General features: G+C 69.9%; 23 protein-coding genes. 10 read left to right on the top strand and 13 right to left on the bottom strand.

All coding sequences use genetic code 11. The features are described 5' to 3' along the window. Positions 1-130 precede the first annotated feature (130 nt). Positions 131-1417: a PQQ-dependent sugar dehydrogenase gene (locus EV292_RS07545; protein WP_132908583.1), complete on the bottom strand. Its 1287-nt coding sequence runs from the start codon at positions 1415-1417 to the stop codon at positions 131-133. Positions 1418-1509: 92 nt separating this feature from the next. Next, positions 1510-2385: a PEP-CTERM sorting domain-containing protein gene (locus tag EV292_RS07540; RefSeq protein WP_132908582.1), complete on the bottom strand. Its 876-nt coding sequence runs from the start codon at positions 2383-2385 to the stop codon at positions 1510-1512. 190 nt (positions 2386-2575) lie between these two features. Here EV292_RS07540 and EV292_RS07535 point away from each other — a divergent pair, with 190 nt between their 5' ends. After that, complete coding sequence (locus EV292_RS07535; RefSeq protein WP_347812576.1) at positions 2576-4999, top strand: TonB-dependent receptor; 2424 nt, start codon at positions 2576-2578, stop codon at positions 4997-4999. A gap of 36 nt (positions 5000-5035) precedes the next feature. Here the strand turns inward: EV292_RS07535 and phaC are convergent, their stop codons facing one another. Then, positions 5036-6715, bottom strand: a complete 1680-nt coding sequence (phaC, locus tag EV292_RS07530) for a class I poly(R)-hydroxyalkanoic acid synthase (RefSeq protein ID WP_243693655.1) — start codon at positions 6713-6715, stop codon at positions 5036-5038. A 139-nt stretch (positions 6716-6854) separates the two neighbouring features. Between phaC and EV292_RS07525 the strand changes: the two genes are divergently transcribed. Then, positions 6855-8063, top strand: coding sequence for an LL-diaminopimelate aminotransferase (locus EV292_RS07525; protein ID WP_132908580.1), 1209 nt, complete (start codon positions 6855-6857; stop codon positions 8061-8063). Positions 8064-8139: 76 nt separating this feature from the next. Continuing rightward, positions 8140-8568, top strand: a complete 429-nt coding sequence (locus EV292_RS07520) for a thioesterase family protein (protein ID WP_132908579.1) — start codon at positions 8140-8142, stop codon at positions 8566-8568. Positions 8569-8716: 148 nt separating this feature from the next. Here EV292_RS07520 and EV292_RS07515 read toward each other — a convergent pair whose 3' ends face one another. After that, entirely contained in the window at positions 8717-9100 is a 384-nt protein-coding gene (locus tag EV292_RS07515; protein WP_132908862.1) for a helix-turn-helix domain-containing protein, read from the bottom strand. A gap of 197 nt (positions 9101-9297) precedes the next feature. Between EV292_RS07515 and EV292_RS07510 the strand changes: the two genes are divergently transcribed. After that, positions 9298-11418 (top strand): bifunctional (p)ppGpp synthetase/guanosine-3',5'-bis(diphosphate) 3'-pyrophosphohydrolase, encoded by a 2121-nt coding sequence (locus EV292_RS07510; protein ID WP_132908578.1) that lies wholly within the window; start codon positions 9298-9300, stop codon positions 11416-11418. Positions 11419-11470: 52 nt separating this feature from the next. Here the strand turns inward: EV292_RS07510 and EV292_RS07505 are convergent, their stop codons facing one another. Next, the gene (locus tag EV292_RS07505) at positions 11471-12088 is read right to left on the bottom strand and encodes a flavin reductase family protein (RefSeq protein ID WP_132908577.1); all 618 of its coding nucleotides are present in this window, start codon (positions 12086-12088) and stop codon (positions 11471-11473) included. 26 nt (positions 12089-12114) lie between these two features. Here EV292_RS07505 and EV292_RS07500 point away from each other — a divergent pair, with 26 nt between their 5' ends. After that, on the top strand, positions 12115-12807 hold the full coding sequence (locus tag EV292_RS07500) for a cytochrome b/b6 domain-containing protein (RefSeq protein ID WP_132908576.1): 693 nt from the start codon (positions 12115-12117) through the stop codon (positions 12805-12807). Next, on the top strand, positions 12807-13562 hold the full coding sequence (locus EV292_RS07495) for a molybdopterin-dependent oxidoreductase (protein WP_132908861.1): 756 nt from the start codon (positions 12807-12809) through the stop codon (positions 13560-13562). Before EV292_RS07500 ends, EV292_RS07495 begins: the two co-directional genes overlap by 1 nt. 28 nt (positions 13563-13590) lie before the next feature. On the opposite strand, the gene EV292_RS07490 is transcribed toward EV292_RS07495, so the two are convergent. The 6 genes from EV292_RS07490 to EV292_RS07470 are packed head-to-tail and all read right to left on the bottom strand — an operon-like array spanning position 13591 to position 17136. Next, complete coding sequence (locus EV292_RS07490) at positions 13591-14220, bottom strand: SURF1 family cytochrome oxidase biogenesis protein (RefSeq protein ID WP_132908575.1); 630 nt, start codon at positions 14218-14220, stop codon at positions 13591-13593. Continuing rightward, on the bottom strand, positions 14217-14591 hold the full coding sequence (locus tag EV292_RS07485; protein ID WP_132908574.1) for a DUF983 domain-containing protein: 375 nt from the start codon (positions 14589-14591) through the stop codon (positions 14217-14219). Before EV292_RS07485 ends, EV292_RS07490 begins: the two co-directional genes overlap by 4 nt. A gap of 7 nt (positions 14592-14598) precedes the next feature. After that, a complete protein-coding gene (locus EV292_RS07480; protein WP_132908573.1) occupies positions 14599-15510 on the bottom strand; it encodes a cytochrome c oxidase subunit 3 in 912 nt (303 codons plus the stop codon). 35 nt (positions 15511-15545) lie between these two features. After that, positions 15546-16100 (bottom strand): cytochrome c oxidase assembly protein, encoded by a 555-nt coding sequence (locus EV292_RS07475; protein ID WP_132908572.1) that lies wholly within the window; start codon positions 16098-16100, stop codon positions 15546-15548. Positions 16101-16102: 2 nt separating this feature from the next. Further along, entirely contained in the window at positions 16103-16240 is a 138-nt protein-coding gene (locus tag EV292_RS22555) for a hypothetical protein (RefSeq protein ID WP_165927042.1), read from the bottom strand. Beyond that, the gene (locus EV292_RS07470) at positions 16237-17136 is read right to left on the bottom strand and encodes a heme o synthase (protein WP_132908571.1); all 900 of its coding nucleotides are present in this window, start codon (positions 17134-17136) and stop codon (positions 16237-16239) included. The genes EV292_RS22555 and EV292_RS07470 overlap by 4 nt, the downstream gene beginning before the upstream one ends. A 131-nt stretch (positions 17137-17267) precedes the next feature. Here EV292_RS07470 and EV292_RS07465 point away from each other — a divergent pair, with 131 nt between their 5' ends. Together EV292_RS07465 and EV292_RS07460 are read left to right on the top strand one after the other, a co-directional pair. Beyond that, positions 17268-18257, top strand: coding sequence for a M48 family metalloprotease (locus EV292_RS07465; RefSeq protein ID WP_132908570.1), 990 nt, complete (start codon positions 17268-17270; stop codon positions 18255-18257). Between the two features lie 363 nt (positions 18258-18620). Next, the gene (locus EV292_RS07460; protein ID WP_132908860.1) at positions 18621-19634 is read left to right on the top strand and encodes a glycosyltransferase family 2 protein; all 1014 of its coding nucleotides are present in this window, start codon (positions 18621-18623) and stop codon (positions 19632-19634) included. Positions 19635-19804: 170 nt separating this feature from the next. Here EV292_RS07460 and EV292_RS07455 read toward each other — a convergent pair whose 3' ends face one another. Further along, entirely contained in the window at positions 19805-21085 is a 1281-nt protein-coding gene (locus EV292_RS07455; protein ID WP_132908569.1) for an aspartate kinase, read from the bottom strand. A gap of 52 nt (positions 21086-21137) precedes the next feature. Here EV292_RS07455 and ubiG point away from each other — a divergent pair, with 52 nt between their 5' ends. Then, on the top strand, positions 21138-21890 hold the full coding sequence (gene ubiG, locus EV292_RS07450) for a bifunctional 2-polyprenyl-6-hydroxyphenol methylase/3-demethylubiquinol 3-O-methyltransferase UbiG (RefSeq protein WP_132908568.1): 753 nt from the start codon (positions 21138-21140) through the stop codon (positions 21888-21890). A 49-nt stretch (positions 21891-21939) separates the two neighbouring features. Continuing rightward, the gene (locus EV292_RS07445; RefSeq protein ID WP_132908567.1) at positions 21940-22746 is read left to right on the top strand and encodes a glutaminyl-peptide cyclotransferase; all 807 of its coding nucleotides are present in this window, start codon (positions 21940-21942) and stop codon (positions 22744-22746) included. A 43-nt stretch (positions 22747-22789) separates the two neighbouring features. Here the strand turns inward: EV292_RS07445 and EV292_RS23340 are convergent, their stop codons facing one another. Further along, the gene (locus EV292_RS23340) at positions 22790-22924 is read right to left on the bottom strand and encodes a hypothetical protein (protein WP_279432406.1); all 135 of its coding nucleotides are present in this window, start codon (positions 22922-22924) and stop codon (positions 22790-22792) included. Positions 22925-23179: the final 255 nt, after the last annotated feature.

The following is a 23179-nucleotide window of genomic DNA, read 5'->3' as shown; positions in this document are numbered from 1 at the left end:
ATGGGTGTGTCTTTCAAGCAACACAAGAGGCGGCGCCGCGCCGCGATCCGCTTCCCCCGCACCGCGAGGCGGCCCGCTGTGCAGTACCGGTGGGGGGATCACGCCCGGGCCGTGATCCCCCGCGCGCGGCTCAGCCGGCGCGGCGCGACGTGAGCCGCAGCAGCCGACCCCCCGCACCGTCCTCGAGCAGCCACAGCGCGCCGTCGGGGCCGCTCACCACCGCGCGGATGCGATTGTCCATGGTCCAGCGCTCCGCCTCGCGCGCGGTCGTGCCGTCGAAGGCGATCCGCACCAGCGCGGTCGCCGCCAGGCCGCCGATGAACGCCGAGCCGCGCCACTCGGGGAACATGTTGCCGTCGTAGAAGGTCAAGCCCGCCGGGGCGATCACCGGGTTCCAGTAGAGCGCGGGCTCCGCCAGTTCGGGGCGCGTGGTCGGGCTCGGGATCGGCGTCTCGTCGTAGTTGGAGCCATAGGACACCAGCGGCCAGCCATAATTGCGGCCCGGCTCGATCAGGTTCAGCTCGTCGCCGCCCTTGGGTCCCATCTCGGTCGACCACAGCCGGCCCTTGGCATCGAACGCCAGGCCATATTGGTTGCGATGGCCCGTGCTCCACGTCTCGGCCGGGGTCAGATTGGGGCCGGGCAGCGTCACCTGCCGGACGGGCGCGCTCGCCGCGGCGCCGGTGTTGGCGGGCGGGTCGATCAGCCCGACCGTCGCCTTGCCGGTCTTGCCCTCGCCCGGATTGCCCGGCGCGGGCTTGCCGTCCAGCGTCAGCCGCAGGATCTTGCCGACCGGCTGGTCGGGATCCTGCGCGGGCGCCATGCGCATCCGGTCACCGGCGGCGAGGAACAGATGCTGCCCGTCGGGGGCGAAGGCGATGTAGCCGCCGAACTGCCCGCCCTTGCCGCGCGGCAGCTGGCGCCAGATCACCTGGAGCCCGGTCAGCGCCGGGCGCGCCGCGGCAGGATCGATCGTCGCGCGCGCCAGCGCGAGCGAGTCGCCGCCCGGCCCCGGCTCGCTATAGGTCAGATACACCGCACGATCGCTCGCGAACCGCGGCGACACCGCGACGTCGAGCAGGCCGCCCTGCCCCTCGTCATGGACGGTCGGCACCCCGCCCACCGCGGTCTTGGCACCCGCGGAGGTGACCAGCCACATCTTGCCGGGCTTCTCGGTCACCAGCATCCGCCGGTCGGGCAGGAAGGCGAGCGCCCAGGGCTCGTCGAAGGTCGCTACCGCGGCGGTGGTGAAGGGCTTGGTCGCGGCGGGCTTGGCGTTGCCGTAATTGACCGGTGCGGCCGCGGGGCTGGCCGCGTCAGCCGGTGCGGCGGCGTTGGCGCTGGTCTCGCCGCCGCCCCCGCCACATCCCGACAGCGCCGCGGAGATCGTTACAATTGCCAGTAGATTCCGCAGCATGAACCCTCTCTTCCCGTCATGAACGCGCGGCGACCTTAGTGACCGCGACCGCGCTCGCCTACCCGGAATGGCGAGAGCGTCGACGCCGCGCCTCAGACGATGTGGCCGCGCGCGCGCAGCTCGTCGCTGGCGAGCGCGCGCAGCCGCGACGCGACCCTGGGTTCGAGCCCGAGATCGTCGGCCGCGCGCTCGCGCCCCTCGAGCAACCGCGGGTCGAGCCGCGTGACCGTGCCGAACGCCATCAGCGCGGCGAGATAATAGCCCTCGGCGCTGGCGTGATATTGGTCCCAGCTCCACAGGTTGATCTGGCCGTAGGCGACGCCGTCATAGGGATAGGGATCGGCGAGGCCGTCGCGAAAGGCGCGGTTCCACGCGCTGCCCACCGCGACGGTGGCGGACAGCCCGCGCCCCTCGGCGACCGCGCGGTCGGTGGCGATGGCGAGATCGTCGCCCATCCGCTCGATCGGCTGGCCCGACCAGCGCGCGCCGGGGCGGTAGGTGAGGTCGGCGCGCGACCAGGTCGCCACCAGATCGACCGTCACGCCGGGGTTGCGCGCGCGGAACAGCGCGGCGAGCTTGCGCGCGGCGGCGACATGGCGCGCCGGGTCGCCGGGGCGGCGCGGGTCGAGCGTGCTATAGCCCTGCAACACCACCGCGTCCCAGGCGCGATCGATCAGCGCGCGCTTGTTGTCGAGGTGCCAGGCCAGTTCCTTGCCGGGTGAGGTTTCCAGACTGACCTGCCAGTCGAGCCCGGCCTCTTCCGCGAAGGTCTTGAACAGGGCGGGGACGCCGCCGGTCCCCTCGCCGTTGAGATCGCTGACGCGATCGGGGCGGTAGCGGTGGACCGCCGAATTGGCGCCGAAGGTGAAGCTGTTGCCGATGAACAGCACGGTGCGGGCGAGCGCAGGCGGCGCGGCGGCGACGAACAGCAGCACGGCGAGGAGCGCGGGGAGGAAGCGACGGAGCATCGCGCCACGACAGCAGAGTGCGGCGGACCTGCCAAGGGGCGCGCGGCGCCCTGACCATCGTCATCGAAGCGACGCGGAAATGTCATGGCAGCGCAAGAACATGCTCGCACAGCGCCGCGGACGGGCAGCAGACAGGCCCGCTGGGGAACCGAGACCTATGTACCGTATGACGCTGTTGGGGAGCACCGCCGTGCTCGCCCTCGCTCTCGCCGCCGCGCCCGTGGCGGCGCAGGACATGGTCGCCCCCGCGGGAAGCGGGGGTGTCGCGGACGCGCCCGAGCCCGCCGCCGACCCCGCCACCGGTGCGAACGAGACGAACGACGTCGTCGTCACCGGCACGGTCACGCGCTCGGTCACGCAGATCGGCAACGTCGAGATCCAGAAGATCCTGCCCGGCACCAGCCCGCTCAAGGCGCTTCAGACGCTGCCGGGGGTGACCTATCTGACCGCCGATCCCTGGGGCAACAACGAGCAGAACATCTCGCTGTTCGTCCACGGCTTCAACGCGCAGCAGCTCGGCTACACGCTCGACGGCGTCCCGCTCGGCGATCAGCAATACGGCAATTACAACGGGCTGAGCCCGCAGCGCGCGATCATCTCGGAGAATGTCGGCCGCGTCACGCTCGCCTCGGGCGCGGGCGATCTCGGCACCGCCTCGACCAGCAATCTCGGCGGCACGATCGACACCTTCTCGAGCGACCCGCGCGCCGATCTCGGCATCAGCGCGGCGCAGACGGTCGGCAGCTACCAGGCGACGCGCTCCTATGTCCGGCTCGACAGCGGCGATATCGGGCAGAATACGCGGCTCTACGTCGCGGGGGTGCGCCAGCGCGCGCGCGCCTGGGACTTCGTCGGCTATCAGAACGGCTGGCAGGGCAATGCCAAGCTGGTCCATGACGACCGCAACGGCAAGCTGACCGTCTATTTCGCCTATTCGGACAAGACCGAACCCAATGAGGACGCCACCGTCGTCGCGGCGAACCAGCCCTATCAGCCCTATATCCGGCCGTTCCTCTACCCGGACCTGACCAACGCGCTGAAATACTTCAACAATCAATATGCCTACAATGGCGCGCCGAGCTATGCCGCCGCGGGCAGCAACTACAGCAATTATTACGGCGGCGCGCTGCGCACCGACTATCTCGGCTATGCCAGATATGACTGGCGCGCGAGCGACCGGGTGACCTGGTCCAACCAGGTCTATTTTCACCACAATGACGGTGTCGGCATCATCGCCGGGCCGATCACCGCGGCGGGCCTGCCGCTGCTCTTCTCTTTCTATTACCCAGGGGTGGCGGGCAGCAGCCCGACCTCCCCGGCCAATCTGGCGCGCCTGTCGACGATCTTCGGCAACTCCGGGCTGGCGACGCGCACCACCGAATATCGCATCGACCGCTACGGCGGGCTGTCCACGCTCAAGCTCGAGCTCGGCGACCATCAGGTCGAGCTCGGCGGCTGGTACGAGCGGCAGAGCTCGTCGAGCTTCCGGCGCTGGTACGCCTTCGACATCAACGAGCCCAGCTCGGTCTATCGCCGCCCCAACAGCTACGCCGACCCGTTGATCACGCAATATGGCAGCGAGGTGCGCGTCGAGGAGATCCAGGCACACCTACAGGATTCGTGGCGGATCGTGCCCGCGCTGGTCGTGCAGGCCGGGTTCAAGAGCACGTTCCAGCGCGCGCGCCAGGCGGTGCCGGTGCAGCCGATCCCGGGGTCGTTCACCGGCTCGCGCGAGCTGCCGGTCGGGCGGATCAACACCGACCGCTGGTTCCTGCCTCAGATCGGCGCGCTGTGGGACGTGACCGACAGCGAGCAGGTCTTCGTCAACGCGCAGAAGAACGTCCGCCAGTTCCAGACCAGCGCCGCGGCCGGACTGTCGCCCTTCGCGCTGGGCAGTCAGACGCTGTTCGAGGTCTTCAAGGATCAGACCAAGCCCGAGACGAGCTGGACCTATGAAGGTGGCGTGCGCACCCGCCGCGCGCTCGATCTCGGCCCGATCACCGGATTCGAGGGGCAGATCAGTTACTATCACGTCGATTTCTCGAACCGGTTGCTCGGCATCAGCCCCAACCAGACGATCAGCGCGGTGGCGAGCGGTGCGACGATCCTCGCCAATGTCGGCAGCGTCACCACCGACGGGGTCGATGTCGCGGGCACGTTGCGCTTCGGCGACACCTTCTCGCTCTACAACGCGCTGTCGTACAACAACTCGCGCTACGACGACGATTATACCGTCGGCACCGCGCAGACGGTGGTGCCCACCGCGGGCAAGAAGGTGCCCGGCTCGCCCGAGTGGCTCAACAAGACGGTGGCGACGCTGCGCACCGACGGTGCCGAGCTGCAACTGATCGGCGACTATATCGGGCGGCGCTACGCGACCTATACCAACGACCTGAGCGTGAAGGGCTATTTCACGCTGGCCGGCCGCATCGGCTTCGACATGCCGGTGTCCGGCGCGGGCTTGGCGAAGAAACTGTCGGTGAGCCTCAACGTCACCAACATCACCGACAAGAGAGCGGCGAGCACGATCAGCATCGGTGCGGCGAGCGGCACCTACAATTTCTTCCCGCTGCCGCCGCGCCAGGTCTTCGCCACGATCAGCGCGGGCTTCTGACACGCGCGGGCCGGGGCGGTACCGCGGCCGCCCCGGTCAGCGCGTACGCACGTAGCTCCCGGGCGCGGGTTCGATCGCGGGCAGCGCGCCCGCGCCGGGCACGCGTGCGCCGGTGGCGGGCAGCTCCTCGGGCGCGCGGGCGCGCAGCCAGGCCGCCCAGTCGGGCCACCAGCTGCCTTTGACCTCGCGCGCGCCCGCGAGGAAGGCGTCGAGCGTGTCCGCCGGGGCCTCGTTGATCCAATGCTGGTATTTGCCCGCGGCCGGCGGGTTGACCACGCCAGCGATATGCCCCGAGCCCGCCAGCACGAAGCGCAGCGGGCCGCGGAAATGCTCGGTCAGCTTCCACACGCTCTCGGCGGGCGCGATATGGTCGTCGCGTCCCGCCTGGACGTAGCTGGGGGTCGTGACGCGGCCGAGGTCGATCAGCACGCCCGCCACGCTCATCTCGCCCTTGGCCAGCCGATTGTCGCGGTACAGATCGGTGAGATAGGCCAGATGCCATTTGGCGGGCAAATTGGTGACGTCGCCGTTCCAGTGGAGCAGGTCGAACGGCACGTGATCCTTGCCGAGCAGATAATTCTGCGTGACATAGTTCCAGATGAGATCGCGCCCGCGCAGCAGGTTGAACGTCGCGGCGAGATAGCGGCCGTCGAGATATCCCTGCGGGCTGAGCGTCGCCATGAACTTGAGCTGTTCGTCGTCGACGAAATGGAGCAGCTCGCCCGCGCGACTGAAATCCACCTGCGCGGTCAGGAAGGTGGCGCTGGCGACGCGATCCGCCTCGCCGCGCGCCGCGAGCAGCGCCAGCGTCGCGGCCAGCGTCGTCCCCGCGACGCAATAGCCGACGGTATGGACCGCGGGCACGTCGAGCAAGGCGCGCACGGTCTCGATCGCGTCGAGCTGCGCCGCGACATAATCGTCCCACGTCACCTCGGCCATCGCCGCGTCGGCGGAGCGCCACGACACCACGAACACGGTCACGCCCTGCTCCACCGCCCAGCGGATGAAGCTCTTCTCGCGCGTCAGGTCGAGGATGTAGAAGCGGTTGATCCAGGGCGGGAAGATCACCAGCGGCGCGGCCAGCACCGTATCGGTCGCGGGGGTGTATTGGATCAGCTCGTAGAAGGACGTGCGCTTCACCACCTCGCCCGGCGTGGTGGCGAGATCCTCGCCCAGCGCGAAGGCGCCTTGCTTGCTGTGCGTGACCTGCCCGCGCTGGAGATCGGCGAGCAGATGCTGCAACCCCGCGAGCAGATTCTCGCCGCGCGTCGCGATCGTGCGCTCGATCACCTCGGGGTTGGTCAGCGCGAAGTTGGACGGGCTCATCGCGTCGACGAACCCGCGCGTGGCGAAGCGCAGCTGCTCGCGGGTACGCTCGTCGACGCCATCGAGCTGGTCGACGCCGCGCAGCAGATGGTCCGCGACCAAGGCGTAGCTCTGGCGGATCCAGTCGAACAGCGGATGGTCGCGCCACGCCGCCGCGGCGAAACGGCGGTCCTTCTCGGGCGCGGCGGTGGCGCCGGCGTCGGGGGCGGCGAAACGCTGCCACAGCGCCAGATAGTCGCTCCAGAAGTCCTGCACCTGCGCCGCCGCTTTCTCCGGCGCGGCGAGCGGCACGCCCGCCTCCATCAGCATCTGCTGCGCGCGTCCCGCCACCCAGGTCCAGTGCTGGAGCTCGGCGAGATCGGGGATCGGCGGCTTGGTCGTCGCGCTCACGGCTCGTCGCTCCTCGTTGGCGTGGCCGGCATAGCGCAAGCTCCTTGCGCGGCGAAGCGGCCCCCCACGCTTTTTCTGTCGGACGGGTGCCGCGCCCCGGCGAATGGCGATATAGGTGAGCGCAAAGGAGTGCCCATCCGTGTCCGACGAATTCTACCGCATGAAGCGCCTGCCGCCCTATGTCATCGCCGAGGTCAACGCGATGCGGGCACAGGCGCGCGCGGGCGGGGAGGACATCATCGACCTGGGCATGGGCAACCCCGATCTGCCGCCGCCCGATCACGTCATCGCCAAGCTGGTCGAGGTGGCGCAGAAGCCGAGCGCGCACGGTTACTCGCAGTCGCGCGGCATCCCCGGTCTGCGCCGCGCCCAGGCCAATTATTATGGCCGCCGCTTCGGCGTGGAGGTCGACCCCGAGACCGAGGTGGTCGTGACGATGGGGTCGAAGGAGGGGCTCGCCAGCCTCGCCACCGCGATCACCGCGCCGGGCGACGTGGTGCTGGCGCCCAACCCGAGCTACCCGATCCACACGTTCGGGTTCATCATCGCGGGCGCGACGATCCGCGCGGTGCCGACCACGCCCGACGAACATTATTTCGAGAGCCTCGACCGCGCCGTGGCCTTCACCGTGCCGCGCCCGAGCGTGCTGGTGGTCAACTATCCGTCGAACCCCACCGCAGAGACGGTCGACCTCGCCTTCTACGAGCGGCTGGTCGCCTGGGCGCGCGAGAACCAGGTGTGGGTGATCTCCGACCTGGCCTATTCCGAGCTCTATTATGACGGCAAGCCGACCGTCTCGATCCTCCAGGTGCCCGGCGCGCGCGACGTCGCGGTGGAGTTCACCAGCCTCAGCAAGACCTATTCGATGGCGGGCTGGCGGATCGGCTTCGCGGTCGGCAACCGCAAGCTGATCGCGGCGATGACGCGGGTGAAGTCGTACCTCGACTATGGCGCCTTCACCCCGGTGCAGGCCGCCGCCTGCGCCGCGCTCAACGGCCCGCAGGACATCGTCGAGAAGAACCGTCAGCTCTACCACAAGCGCCGCGACGTGCTGGTGGAGAGCTTCGCGCGCGCCGGCTGGGACGTGCCCGCGCCGCGCGCCTCGATGTTCGCCTGGGCGCCGCTGCCGCCCGCGCTGGCGCATCTCGGCAGCCTCGAATTCTCCAAGCAGCTGCTCAGCCACGCCAAGGTCGCGGTGGCGCCGGGCGTCGGCTATGGCGAGAACGGCGAGGGCTTCGTGCGGATCGCTTTGGTCGAGAACGAGCAGCGGCTGCGCCAGGCGGCGCGCAACGTGAAACGCTACCTGCAGAGCATGGGGGTCAACGTACCGGGCAAGGCGGCGGGCTGAGCCGCGGTCCGCGGCGGGGAAGCGCCGGGTGCGCGGCGGTTGACCGCGCCCGCGCGCGGCGCCACAGCGCGCGCGCATGACCCGCCCCGGCTTCGCTTTCTCCACCCGCTTCCGCGTCCGCTACGCCGAGATCGACGGTCAGCGCGTCGTCTTCAACTCGCGCTACCTCGAATATGCCGACGTCGCCGCGACCGAATTCTGGCGCGCCAGCGGGATCGCCGAGGCGCTCGGCGCCGCCTGGGAGGAGAGCGAGTTCCATATCCGCCGCGCCGAGCTCGACTATCTGGCGCCCTTCACCTGGGGGGACGAGGTCGAAGCGTTCGTGCGTGTCGAGAAACTGGGTACCACCAGCATGACCCTGCGCTTCGAACTGACCAACGCCGCGACCGGGGCGCTGTGCAGCGTCATCACGATGGTGAGCGTCAACGTCCACCTGCCGACGGGACGTCCCGTCCCGATCGGCGACGCGGTGCGCGCCTATATCGCGACGCTGCCGCAGGGGTGATCGTCGGTCGGACCACGTATCGCCGTATCGGTCGGTCCGCCGCCGTGCGGCCGGGTCCAGGCTGACGGGGGCGGGGAACGGTCGTGCCGCGCGCGATCCCGACCGCGCCGCTCCCGGGCTTCCACCCGGCACCGACGGATCATGAGCTCTATTCCAGCAGCGCCCAGTGGAGGTCGCCCTTGCCCAGCGCGCGCCCGTCGTGGCTCAGCACCGCCACCGCGCGCACCGGGCGTCCGTCGCGCACGTCGACCAGCACCGGCGAAGCGGGGCAGCCGGTCTCCCAGCGCTCGCCCCATTGGCGCAGCGCCACCATCGTCGGCAGCAGCGCCCAGCCCTTCTCGGTGAGCCGATAGACCACCTTGCGCCGGTCCTCGGGCACGCTGCCGCGCTCCATGATGCCGTGCGCGACGAAGCGCGCCAGCCGGTTGGCCAGGATGTTGCGCGCGATGCCCAGCTCCTGCTGGAATTCCTCGAAATGATGCAGGCCGTTGAACGCGGCGCGCAGGATCAGGAAGGCCCAGCGCTCCCCCATCGCCTCCAGCGCGGCGGGCAGGCTGCATTCCGACAGATGTTCGCGCAACCGCCGCTGTTCCACACTCAACTCCGTGCGCCGACGCTAGCCGAGGCAGCGCGCAGGCGATAGCCGCGCCACCGCGCCGGCAACACGCCGATACGATTTTTTCGGCATCGTTGTTGCATTGTCACCGTGGATGTAAGCACATTGGATCGGTGCTGAGGCAATATGAACTGATCGATCGCGTGCTCGCCTATGATCCCGAGGCGGACGAGGCGATGTTGAACCGTGCCTATGTCTTCTCGGTCAACGCCCACGGCACGCAGAAGCGCGCCAGCGGCGATCCCTATTTCAGCCACCCGATCGAGGTCGCCGGCATCCTCACCGAGCTGAGGCTCGACGATGAGACGATCGCCACCGCGATCCTCCACGACACGGTCGAGGACACCGTCGCCACCCCCGAGGAGATCGAGCGGATCTTCGGCGGCAACGTCGCGCGGCTGGTCGACGGCGTCACCAAGCTCAGCAAGATCGAGGCGCAGACCGAGAACGAGCGCGCCGCCGAGAACCTGCGCAAGTTCCTGCTGGCGATGTCGGGCGACATCCGCGTGCTGCTGGTGAAGCTGGCCGACCGGCTGCACAACATGCGCACGCTCCACTTCATCCCCAAGCCGGAGAAGCGCCGCCGCATCGCCAAGGAGACGATGGACATCTATGCCCCGCTCGCGGAGCGGATCGGCATGTACGAGTTCATGAAGGAGATGCAGACGCTCGCCTTCGAACAGCTCGAGCCCGAGGCGTATCAGTCGATCACCAAGCGGCTCGAGCAGCTCAAGGAAGGCTCGGGCGGCGACCGCATCGCCAAGATCGGCTCGGGGCTGAAGCTGCTGCTTGGCCGTGCCGGGGTGGAGGCGCAGGTGTCGGGGCGCGAGAAGCACCCCTATTCGATCTGGCGCAAGATGCAGGAGCGCCACATCAGCTTCGAGCAGCTGTCCGACATCATGGCGTTCCGCGCGATCGTGCCGACCGAGGAGGATTGCTACCGCGCGCTCGGCATCATCCACCGCCGCTGGCCGATGGTGCCGGGGCGGTTCAAGGATTATATCTCCACCCCCAAGCGCAACGGCTATCGCTCGCTTCACACCAGCGTGATCCATGCCGAGAACCGCCGCATCGAGATTCAGCTGCGCACCCCCGCGATGCATGCCGAGGCCGAGTTCGGACTGGCGGCGCACTGGGCGTACAAGCAGTCGGTCGGCGGCGGTGCGGCGCTGCGCCCCGATTCGCAGCAGGACTGGATCAAGGACCTGGTCGAGATCCTCGACACCGCGGCGACGCCCGAGGAACTGCTCGAGCACACCCGCATCGCGATGTACCAGGATCGCATCTTCGCCTTCACGCCGAAGGGCGAGCTGATCCAGCTGCCCAAGGGCGCGACGCCGATCGACTTCGCTTATGCGGTCCACACCGATCTCGGCGACCAGGCGGTGGGCGCCAAGATCAACGGCCGCGTCGTGCCGCTCTCCACCGTGATCGAGAACGGCGACCAGGTGCAGGTGCTGCGCTCCAAGGCGCAGACGCCGCAGCCCGCCTGGCTCAAGGTGGCGATCACCGCCAAGGCGCTCGCCGCGATCCGCCGCCACCTGCGCAACACCGAGCGCGAGCAGACGATCGCGCTGGGGCGCAAGCTGTACGACGATATCGTCCAGCGCTTGCCCGCGGCACTGGCCGACAGCGCGCTCGACGAGGCGCTCAAGCGGCTCAAGCTGCCCGACGAGGCCGCGCTGTTCCAGCAGATCGCGCGGCGCCATCTGTCCGACGCACAGGTGATGGAGGCGCTGATGCCCGGCTCCGCGGGCGCCGACGTCGCGCAGGCGCCGCCGCAGTCGAGCGCGATCTCGATCGAGGGGCTCGCGCCCGGCGTCGCCTACGAGCTGGCGGAATGCTGTCATCCGGTGCCGGGCGACCGCATCATCGGGCTGCGCCGCCCCGACGCCTCGATCGAGGTCCATGCGATCGACTGCGGCGTGCTCGCCGACCTCGCCGAGCGCTCCGAGGACGAGACCGACTGGATCGACGTGCAATGGGGCGACGCCACCGAGGGGGCGACCGCGCGCATCTCGGTGGAGGTGCGCAACGAGCCCGGCGCGCTCGGCATGCTCGCGACGATCATCGGTCAGCACAAGGCCAACATCATCAACCTGCGGCTCGACAACCGCGATTCGCGCTTCCACACCAACCTGATCGACGTCGAGGTGCATGACGCGCACCAGCTGATGCGGCTGCTCGCCGCGCTGCGCGCCGCCGAGGCGGTCAACGCGGCGGAGCGGGTGTGACGCGCGCGTTCCGGTCGCGGTGTCGCCGGAACCCGGCTCGGCCCGACCCTTCTCAGCGCGGGCGTTCGAGCCGGAACAGCTGGTCGTCACCGATCTCGAAATAGTCGGCCGGCCCGCCACCGCGCGTGATCGGGCGCGCGCGTCCGGTCTGATACACGCCATCCTCGATCAGCGCGCGGTCGACGTGCACCGCCACCGCCTCGCCCAGCACCAGCCACGCGGGCAGCGCGTCGCCGTCGCGCGCCTCGAGCTGCACCACCTGCGTGACGACGCATTCGAACTGCACCGGGCTCGCCGCGACCCGCGGCGGGCGCACCTTGGCCGCGGGCAGCGTCTCCAGTCCGGCGAGCTCGAACTCGTCGACATGCGGCGGCGCCATCGCCGAGGACGCGTTCATCGCCTCGGCGAGATCGCGCGTGGCGAGGTTCCACACGAACTCGCCGGTCTCGCGCGCGTTCGCCAGCGAGTCCTTGGCCCCCACCGAGCAGAAGCCGACGATCGGCGGCTTGTAGTTGAACAGGTTGAAGAAGCTGTACGGCGCGAGGTTGCGCACGCCGTCGCGCGACACGGTGCTGATCCATCCGATCGGGCGCGGCGCGACGATCGCGTTGAGGGGGTCGTGGCGCAGGCCGTGTCCGGCGGCGGGCTCGTAGAAATGCCATTCGGTCATACGCCAACCTCTGCTAGGACGGGCGCATGGGTGCAACCGCCATCCGCCGTCACCGGCTCGCCACGCGACTGTGGCACTGGCTCAACGCGCTCGCCATCTTCGTGCTGATCGGCTCGGGGCTGGGCATCTCCAACGCGCATCCGCGGCTCTATTGGGGGCGCTACGGCGCCAATTTCGACCATGCCTGGGCGCAGCTGCCGCGCTTCCCCGCCTGGCTGACCATCCCCGCCCACTATAATCTCGCGATCTCGCGGCGCTGGCACCTGTTCTTCGCCCTGGTGCTGGCCTTCTCGCTGCTCGGTTACCTGATCGTCAGCCTGATCAATCGCCACATCCAGCGCGACCTGCGCCTGCGTCGCCGCGATCTCGCCCCCGCGCATCTCGCCGCGGACGTGCGCGCGCATCTCGCCTTCCGCTTCCACGATCCCGCCGCGCCCGGCGAGTATAACGTGTTGCAGAAGGTGAGCTATGTGCTGGTGCTGTTCGGACTGCTGCCGCTGGTGATCGTCACCGGGCTGGCGCTGTCGCCGGGGATGGATGCTGGCTGGCACTGGCTGCTCGATCTGCTCGGCGGGCGGCAATCGGCGCGCTCGCTCCATTTCCTCGCGATGGTGGGGCTGACGCTGTTCACCGTCGTCCATCTCGCGCTCGTGATCCTCGCCGGCTGGCGCAACGAGCTGCGCTCCATGATCACCGGCTGGTGGCGGGTGCCCGAGTGATGCTGCGCCGGCGCCAGTTGCTCGCGCGCGGCGCGATGGGCGGCGGGGCGCTGCTGCTCGGCGCGTGCGATCGCATGATCCAGCAGCCGCAGGTCCGCACCATCCTGTTCAAGGGGGAGGACATGCACCGCGGTCTGCAGCGCGCCCTGTTCGACCGCGACGCGCTCGCTCCCGAGTTCCGGCCCGATCAGATGTCGCCGCGCTTTCGCACCAACGGCACGCGCGATCCGGGGACCGAGGCCTATGCCGCCCTGCGCGCGGGGCGATTCGCCGACTGGCGGCTCGCGGTCGACGGGCTGGTGGCGCGGTCGCTGCGGCTGTCGCTGCGCGATCTCGGCGCCTTCCCGCAGCGCGCGCAGATCACCCGCCACGACTGCGTCGAGGGGTGGAGCGCGATCGGCAAGTGGCAGGGGCCGCGGCTCGCCGACGTGCTGCGCGCGGCGGGGCTGAGCGAGCGCGCGCGCTACATCGTCTTCACCTGCGCGGACTATTACGGCGGCGCGCCGTATTATGAATCGATCGATCTGGTGGACGCTTTCCACCCGCAGACGATCCTCGCCTGGGCGATGAACGACCGCTTCCTCGACGTCGGCCATGGCGCGCCGCTGCGGCTGCGGGTCGAGCGCCAGCTCGGGTACAAACACGCCAAATATCTGATGCGCGTGACGGCGGTAGAATCGCTCGCCGGGGTCGGCAAGGGGCGCGGCGGCTATTGGGAAGACAACGTCGACTATGATTGGTGGGCGGGGATCTGAGCGGGTGAGGTGAGACAATTCCTTCCCGCTAGCGGGGAGGGTCGTGAGGCGTGACGCGCCCGTCCCCGCGTCGCCGCAGCGCGACGACATAGACCACCACCGCGACCGCCGCGAACAGGAACCATTGCACCGCATAAGCGAGGTGGTTGTTGGGCACGCTCGACGGGTCGGGCGGCGTGTTGGCGGCGAGCCCCGGCGCGGGGCTGTCGCTCACCAGCATCAACTCGCGCGCGCGCGGCGCCATCACCGTCGCGATCAGCGGGCGCGCGTCGGGCGCGTGCGCGATCCAGCCGCGTACCTCACCACCGCGCCACGTCGTCGCCGTCTTAGCGTCGCGCGTCGTCCCGATCTGGACGCGCAGCCCCGGCCCCTCGGCGCCGGTGCGGCACAGCGCGATCACGCGGAAGCCCGCCGCCCCCGCTCCCGCGCGCTCATAGCCGACCGGCTGGAGACAGAAAGCGCTCGCCCGGCGGAACAGCAGCGCGTCGTCGGGGAAGCGCGGGAAGGCGATCGGCGGCTTGCCCGGATTGGCGGCGAGCTGCGCGAGCAGCGCCTCCTTCTGCGGCTTGCGCTCGAGCAGCTGCCACAGCCCCAGCGCGACCATGACCGCCGCGGCGAGCGCGACCAGCAGCGTCGGTACGACCGGCACGCGCCTCATTCGGCGACCCGTCCCTCGCGCGCGGCGTTGCGATACTCGGCCGCGATCAGCCAGCCCTTGGCCAGCCGCAGCGAGCCAATCACTCCGGCCAGCGTCAGCGGCACCCACAGCAGCGCGTGGACCCACCAGGGCGGCGCGAGCGACAGTTCGAGCGTGATCGCCAGCGCCACCACGATCGTGCCCCAGATCAGCGTGAGGAAAGCCGCCGGCCCGTCGCCGACGTTGAAGTCGGCGAAGCGCAGCCCGCAGCGGTCGCACCGCTCGGCGAAGCGCAACAGCCCGGCATAGAGCGTCGGCGCGCCGCAGCGCGGGCACAGCCCCTTGAGGCCGACGTCGAGCGGGCGCGGCGCGACCCGCTCCTCGCCCGACATAGGCGCCTCAGCCTCCGTGGATCGGCGCGCCCCAGCCGCCCCAGACGTAGACGGTGACGAACAGGAACAGCCACACCACATCGACGAAATGCCAGTACCACGCCGCGGCCTCGAAGCCGAAATGCTGCTTGGGGGTGAAGGCGCCGTTGTACGCGCGGATCAGGTTGACGATCAGGAAGATCGTACCGACCAGCACGTGAAAGCCGTGGAACCCGGTCGCCATGAAGAAGGCCGCGCCATAGTTGATCCCCTTGAAGGGGAACGGCGCGTGCATATACTCATAGGCCTGGATGCTGCTGAACAGCACGCCCAGCGCGACCGTCAGCCACAGACCCTTGAGCACGCCGTCGCGGTCGCCCACGCCGAGCAGGCCCCAGAGACCGCGCTTCTCGCCGCCGCGCTGATCGTGGATCAAGGCATGGTGCGCCCAGGTCACCGTGGTGCCCGAGCACAGCAGGATCAGCGTGTTGAGCAGCGGCAGCTCGAAGGCGTTGATCACCTCCAGCCCCTTGGGCGGCCATTGCGCCGCGATCGCGGCGGCACCCTCGGCGGCGCGCTCGACCTGGCCGTCGACGAACTGCATCGCGGTCGGGAACAGCGCGAAATCGAAGAAGGCCCAGAACCAGCCGACGAAGAACATCACCTCGGAGGCGATGAACAGGATCATGCCGTAGCGGAAATGAAGCTGCACCACCGGCGTGTGATCGCCCGCATGCGCCTCGCGCAGCACCTGGTGCCACCAGCCGTACATGCAGAACAGCACCGAGGCGAAGCCGATCAGGAACACCCAGCCGCCACCCACCGCCTGGTGCATGTACATGATGCCGCCGGCCGCCATCACCAGCGCCGCCATCGAGCTGAGCAGCGGCCAGGGGCTGGGCGGCAGGATGTGGTACTCGTGGTTCTTGGCACCGGCCATGCGCGGCTCTCCCCGTTACGCTTATCGGCTCTCGTCTAGCCGGCTCGCCCGGCGGAATCCACCGGGTAAAATGTGTAGCTCAGCGTGATCGTTTCCACGTCCTTGGTGTCGGGATCGGTGAGGATCGCCGGGTCGACGTAGAAGATCACCGGCATGCGCTGCGATTCGCCCGCCTTCAGCGTCTGCTGCGTGAAGCAGAAGCACTGGATCTTGGTGAAATATTTGCCCGCCACCGCGGGGGTGACGTTGTAGGTCGCGGTGCCGGTCGTGTCCTGCGCGGCGCGGCTGGTGGCGGCGAAGAAGGCCATGTCGCGCGCGCCGATCTCCACCACTTCCTGCTCGCGCTCGGGGCGGAAGCGCCACGGCAGCTTGGGGCTGGTGTTGGCGTCGAACGCGATCGTGATCGAGCGGTGGACCCCGCCCGGCGCGCGCTCGGCGCGGCCGGTGGTGCCGTTGAGCCCGGTCGCCTCGCAGAACATCCGGTAGAGCGGCACGCTGGCGAAGGCGAGCCCGGTCATGAAGCAGATGCCGAGCACCGCGAGCAACGCGGTGCGGCCGGTGCGCGAGAGACCCAGGAACGACCGCGGCATGCTCAATGCGCCATGCCCTGGCGGATCTTGGCGATGGTGATGAAGAAGATCAGCACCACGAAGGCGGCGAGCAGCAGCGCCACCACCGTCGCGCGCCCCTTCTGGCGGCGCCGCACCAGTTCCTGTTCCTCCGGCGTCATGCCACCCACCGATCCACCACGAGCGCTCCGAACAGGACGAACAGATACAGGATCGAGAAGCCGAACAGCTGCTTCTCGTAGCGCATCGGCCGCGCCGCGCTGGTCCGCCCCGTCGCCACCAGCGCGGCGAGCAGCGCGAACACCGCGGTCATCGCGATCGCCACCACGCCATAGACCGGCCCCGCCAGCCCGAGGGGCCAGGGCGCCACCGCCACCAGCGCCATCGGGATCGTGTAGAGCCCGATCTGGCGCCGCGTCACGCGCTCGCCCGCCACCACCGGGAGCATCGGCACGCCGGCATTGGCGTAATCGGTCTTCACGAACAGCGCGAGCGCCCAGAAATGCGGCGGCGTCCACAGGAACACCAGGAAGAACAGCAGCAGCGGCAGCAGCGCCACCTCGCCCGTCGCCGCGGCCCAGCCGATCAGCGGCGGGAAGGCGCCCGCGGCGCCGCCGATGACGATGTTCTGCGGGGTGCGGCGCTTGAGCCACACGGTGTAGATCAGCACGTAGAACAGGATCGAGACCGCGAGGATCGCCGCCGCGGCGAGGTTCACCGCCAGCCCCATCAGGATCACCGAGAAGGCGCCGAGCCCGACGCCGAAGTGCAGCGCGGACTGGCGCTCCATACGCCCCGCGGGCAGCGGGCGCGCCGCGGTGCGCTTCATCACCGCGTCGAGATCGGCCTCATACCATTGGTTGAGCGCCCCCGCCGCGCCGGCGCCGAGCGCGATGCACAGGATCGCGGTGAAGCCCAGCACCGGATCGACCGCGACCGGCGCCGCGAGCATCCCGCACAGACCGGTGAACACGACCAGGGTCATCACGCGCGGCTTGGTCAGCGCGACGAAATCGCGCCAGTCGGCCGGGGGCAGCAGGGGAGCGGCGGTGGTCATCGCCCGCCGCTCCTACTCCGCTGGCGGGGCGAGGGAAAGGCTCGCGATCGCCGCTTCGGTCCGCGGCGGCGATGGCGCGGCTGCAACCGCCGCGCCGCTGTGGCATTGTGTCGGGGACGGGAGGATCCGGGATGTACCGACAGCTATTCGCCGCCGCTGCCTTGGTGACCGCGCTGCCCGCGGCGGCGCAGTCGATCTCGGCGCGCGACCGCGCCACCGGCGAACAGGCCGATCCCCAGCTCGTCCGCGAGTTCGGCGGGCGGTACACCGGGCCGCAGGTCGCGCTGGTCGAGCGCGTCGGCAAGCGCGTCGCGGTCCAGTCGGGGCTGTCCAACGCGCGCGACGATTTCACCATCACGTTGCTCGATTCGCCCGTCGAGAACGCCTTCGCGATCCCCGGCGGCTATGTCTATGTCACGCGCCAGCTGCTCGCACTGATGAACTCGGAAGCCGAGCTCGCCTCGGTGCTGGGGCATGAGGTCGGCCATGTCGCCGCGCGCCACAGCGCCGCGCGCAACCGCACCGCGACGATCGGCAGCGTCGTCGCCGGCGTGGTCGGCGCGGTCGTGGGGAGCGGTACGGCGGGCCAGCTCGCCGGCTCGGTCGCGCGCGGCGGGGCGCAGCTCTACACGCTGCGTTACGGCCGCGAGCAGGAATATGCCGCGGACGCGCTGGGCGTGCGCTACATCACCGCGGCGGGCTATGATCCCTATGCCGCGGCCGACATGCTCGCCTCGCTCGACGCCGAGACCGGGCTCCAGGCCGCGGTGGCGGGGCGCGGCGGGCAGCAACTGCCGAGCTGGGCCTCGACCCACCCCAACGGCGCCGATCGCGTGCGCCGCGCCGCGCAGCTCGCCGAGCAGACCGGCAAGCCGCTGGTCGATCCGCCGCCCGAGGACACCGCCTTCCTGCGCGCGCTCGACGGCATGGCTTATGACGCCAAGGGATCGGGCAAGCGGATCCGGATCCGCCCCGTGCGCGCGGGCGACACGGTCGACACCTTCGCGCGGCAGATGGCCTATGAGTCGCTCCAGCGCGAGCGATTCATGACGCTCAACGCGCTCGACGAGGGCGCGCGGCTCGCGCCGGGCCGGCTGGTAAAGGTCGTGACGAAGGACTGACCATGGATTAGGGTCTGTACTCAATCGCAGCAAGGTCGTGACGGAGCGGATTTTGGCGCCAGGCTAGGAGCAAGGAGGGAGCGATGCTCATGCATCGTGACCGACGCGCGACGCCGCATGGCGCCAAAAGCCGCCCGCCGCGAAGCGGTCGCCCGCGCAAGGCCGCCCAGCATCGTCGCTTGCTTGCGGGTAGCGCAGCTACCCGGCTGCGCTGCGCTCCTCGTGGGCGGCCTTGCGCGGGCGATCACGATCCTTGCTGCGACTGAGTACAGACCCTAAGGCGTGGGTCCCATGTTCCCGCCCGCGCCCGCGCCGATCGCGCCGACTGCTCCCGCCCCGCTCGTGCCTCCCGCCGCCGCGCCGCTGCGCCGCCCCGCTCTGTCGGTGGTGGTGCCGTGCTACAACGAGGAGGCGACGCTGCCGCTGCTTCACGCGCGCGTCGCCGCCGCGGCGCGCGCCGCGGTGGGTGACGATCACGAGATCGTGCTCGTCAACGACGGCTCGCGCGACGACAGCTGGGCGGCGATGCGGCGGCTCGCCGCGGCCGATCCGCGCGTGGTGGCGATCAACCTGTCGCGCAACCACGGCCATCAGCTCGCGCTGACCGCTGGGCTGGACCTGTGCGCCGGCGAGCAGATCCTGATCATCGACGCCGATCTGCAGGACCCGCCCGAGCTGCTCGCCGACATGCGCGTGATGATGGCGCGCGAGGGCGCCGACGTGGTCTATGCGGTGCGGCGCAAGCGCGAGGGCGAGACCCTTTTCAAGAAGGCCACCGCGGCGGCCTTCTATCGCGTGCTGGACCGCGTCACCGACACGCCGATCCCGCTCGACACCGGCGACTTCCGGTTGATGACGCGGCGCGCGCTCGACGCCTTGCTGTCGCTGCCCGAGCAGGCGCGCTTCATCCGCGGCATGGTCGCCTGGGTCGGCTTCCGCCAGGTGCCGTTCGCCTATGATCGCGCCGAGCGCCACGCCGGCGAGACCAATTATCCGCTCGGCAAGATGGTGCGGCTGGCGCTCGACGCGGTGACGGGCTTCTCCACCGCGCCGCTGCGCTGGGCGAGCCATCTGTCGGTGATCCTGGCGGGCTGCTCGCTGCTGCTGCTGTTCTATATCGCCTTCGGCTATTTCAGCGGCGAGCGCGTGCAGGGCTGGACCTCGACCATGCTGGTGGTGGTGGTGCTGTCGGCGATTCAGATGTTCGTACTGGGGATGATCGGCGAGTATCTCGGCCGGCTCTATATCGAGGCGAAGCGGCGGCCGCTGTATCTCATCGCCGACGTCGCGGGTACACCGAGCAGTCGCGCGACCCTGGGGTTCCAGGCGACGACCTCGGAAGAGCGGGCGGGGGCGTCGGAGCTGGGTTCCTACTGAGCGAACCTGGCGCAACATGCCGTCATCCCGGACGTGTTCTGGGATCCACCGTGCCGCTTACGCTCAGGCCGTTGGCAGCGCCGAACCGTGGATCCCGGAACACGTCCGGGATGACGGTAAGGGTGGAGGTCGGCCGACGCGCTTGCTTCAGGAGTCGGGTGGCGCAACGACTACGCCGCCTCGGCGTCCAGCCCGTAGGCGGTGTGGAGCACGCGCACGGCGAGTTCGGTCTCGTCCTCGTGGATCAGCACCGAGACCTTGATCTCGCTGGTCGAGATCGCCTGGATGTTGATCCCGCGCGCGCCGAGCGTGGTGAACATCGTGCTCGCCACGCCGGCGTGGCTGCGCATCCCCACACCGACGACGCTGATCTTCGCGACGCGCGTGTCGTGGATCAGCTCGCCGAAGCCGATCGCCTCGCGCGCCTGGTTGAGCGCCTCGATCGAGCGCGCCAGATCCGCGGCGGGGACGGTGAAGGTCACGTCGGTCGCGCTGGTGCTGCTCGCGCCGTTGCTCGCGCTCTGGTGCGCGATGTTCTGGATGATCATGTCGACGTTGATGTTCGCCGCCGCCAGCGGCTCGAAGATGCTCGCCACCGTGCCGGGCTGGTCGGGCACGCGCGTCAGCGTGATCTTGGCCTCGTTCTTGTCGTGCGCGATGCCGGTGATGAGCTGGCGTTCCACTTCCTCGATCTCCTCTTCGCCGACGATCATCGTCCCGGGCAATGTGTCCGCCATCGGTGCGTCCGCGTCGGTGAACGACGACAGCACCTGAACGCGGACCTTCTCCTTCATCGCCAGCCCGACCGAGCGGGTCTGGAGCACCTTGGCGCCGACCGAGGCGAGCTCGAGCATCTCCTCGTAGGTCACCTTGGCGAGCTTGCGCGCGCGCGGCACGATCCGCGGATCGGTGGTGTAGACGCCGTCGACGTCGGTGTAGATGTCGCAGCGGTCGGCGCGGATCGCCGCCGCGACCGCGACCGCCGAAGTGTCCGAGCCGCCGCGCCCCAGCGTGGTGATGCGCTGCCCCGGCGCGACGCCCTGGAAGCCCGGGATCACCGCCACCGCGCCGGCGGCGAAGCTCTCCTCCAGCGTGGCGGTGTCGATCGTGTCGATGCGCGCCTTGGCGAAAGCGGTGTCGGTGCAGATCGGCAGCTGCCAGCCGAGGAAGGAGCGCGCCGGCACGTCGATCGCCTGGAGCGCGATCGCGAGCAGCCCGCTGGTGATCTGCTCGCCCGCGGAGACGACGACGTCATATTCGCGCGCGTCGTACAGCGGCGAGGCCTCGCGGCAGAAGCCGACCAGGCGGTCGGTCTCGCCCGCCATCGCCGAGACCACCACCGCCACCTGGTTGCCGGCCGCCACCTCGCGCTTCACCCGCGCCGCGACCGAGCGGATACGCTCGATCCCCGCCATCGAGGTGCCGCCGAACTTCATGACGATCCGCGCCAATGCCGTATCCAAACGCCTTGGGTGAAGAGGGGCGTCCTGATAGGAAGCGCACATGACCGACGCAAGCGTAACAACCGCAACCACTTCGCCGCACCACGCCTCGGTGGTGGCGAAGGAGGCGACCCATTTCGGTCGGCTGGCGCGCGACTGGTGGGATCCGGCGGGATCGTCGGCGATGCTGCACCGGCTCAACCCGGTGCGGCTGCGCTACCTGCGCGCGGCGGTCGATCGCCACTGGGACCTCGACGACCGGTCGTTCGCGCCGCTGGCGGGGAAGAGCGCGCTCGACATGGGCTGCGGCGCGGGACTGCTCGCCGAACCGCTGGCGCGGCTGGGCGCGGCGGTGACCGCGGTCGACGCCGCGGCGGAGAGCATCGCGGTGGCGCGCGACCATGCGGCGCGGCGCGGGCTGACGATCGACTATCGCGCCGGCGGGGTCGAGGCAGTGGCGGGCGAGAGCTTCGACCTGGTCGCCTCGCTCGAGGTGGTCGAGCATGTCGCCGACGCGCGGGCGTTCGTGGCGGGGCTGGCGGCCACGGTGGCGCCGGGCGGGCTGCTGGTGATGAGCACGCCCAACCGCACCTGGCTGTCGCGCGCCGCGCTGGTCGAGGCGGCCGAGGCGCTGGGCCAGATCCCGCGCGGCACGCACGATTGGGACAAGTTCCTGACGCCGGACGAGCTGGGCGCGATGATCGCGGACGCGGGGCTGCGGGTGACCGACGTCACCGGGCTGACGCTCGGAACCAAGGGGTTCGCGCTGGGGACATCGACCGCGCTCGACTATTTCGTCACCGCGACGCGCTGATCCCGCACCGGCTTGCCGCGGCGCGCGCGCGGGCGTAGCGATGCGCGCCATGACCCGCCGGCTGGCCCTCGCGCTGCTCGCCCTGACCGCGACCGCCGCGCCGGCCGCGCCCGCGCTCCAAACGTCCGCGGCGCCGCAGCGCCCGCCCGCTGCCGCGCCGCGTCCGCCGATCGTCGTCCCGCAGGTCGTCGCGCGCTTCCCGCACGACACCGCCGCCTTCACCGAGGGGCTGATCTGGCATGACGGCGCCCTGTACGAGAGCGTCGGGCTGGAGGGCCAGTCGGACGTGCGCCGCGTCGATCTCGCCAGCGGCAAGGTGGTGCGCCGCGCCGCCCTGCCCGCGGCGCAGTTCGGCGAGGGACTGGCGGCGTGGAAGAATCAGCTGGTCAGTCTCACCTGGCACGACGGCATTGCGCATCGCTGGGATCCCGCGACGCTGCGGTCGCGCGGCACCGTGCGCTATCAGGGTGAGGGCTGGGGGCTGACGAGCGATCGCACCGCGCTGATCCGTTCGGACGGCAGCGCGACGCTGACCTTCCACGATCCCGCCACGCTGGCGGTGCGACGCACGCTGCCGGTCACCTTCGCCGGGCGACCAATCGACCAGCTCAACGAGCTGGAATGGGTCGATGGCGAGATCCTCGCCAATGTCTGGCATCAGCCGGTGATCGTCGCGATCGATCCGGCGAGCGGGCGCGTCACCCGCGTGATCGACCTGCGCGCGATCGTCGCCGAGGTGGGTGCGAGCGACCGCGAGGCAGTCGCCAACGGCATCGCCTGGGACGCGACGAAGCGGCGCCTGTTCGTCACCGGGAAGCGCTGGCCCACGCTGTTCGAGATTCGCCTGCCGAGCTGAGGCGCGCGGCCGCGCCATGGTGGCGCAGCCGCGGCAAGGCGGCTCAGTTCATCATCCACTCGCCCATGAACACCACCGCGTCGGCGACGACCTGCGCGAGAAAGACCGCCGCGGTGAAGACCGCGACCGCGCCCGCCACGATCGCGCCCTGCTCGCCGACATGTTTGATCGTCGTCATGGCACATCCTCTCCTGTCTGGAGCCGGTGCCACGTGTCCCGGGGTCGCCCGGCTCTCGCTCTCCTATAGCGTTTCGCCGGCAGCTTGACCATCGTGCGGCGCAGCATGGGTGCAGCATAGCGATCGTCACCGGGCGTCGGATGGTCACACGAGCCCGGGACCGCACGCGTGGACCTACGTGGCACCGGCGCGCGCAGGTATACGCCGACGCTGGAAAGCAAAAAGCGGCCCGGTATGTCGCCATACCGGGCCGAG

Origin of the sequence: Sphingomonas sp. BK235 (assembly GCF_004345855.1) — a bacterium.
In the GTDB taxonomy this organism is placed as follows: Bacteria; Pseudomonadota; Alphaproteobacteria; order Sphingomonadales; family Sphingomonadaceae; genus Sphingomonas.
This window is presented reverse-complemented; position numbering and strand designations above follow the sequence as displayed.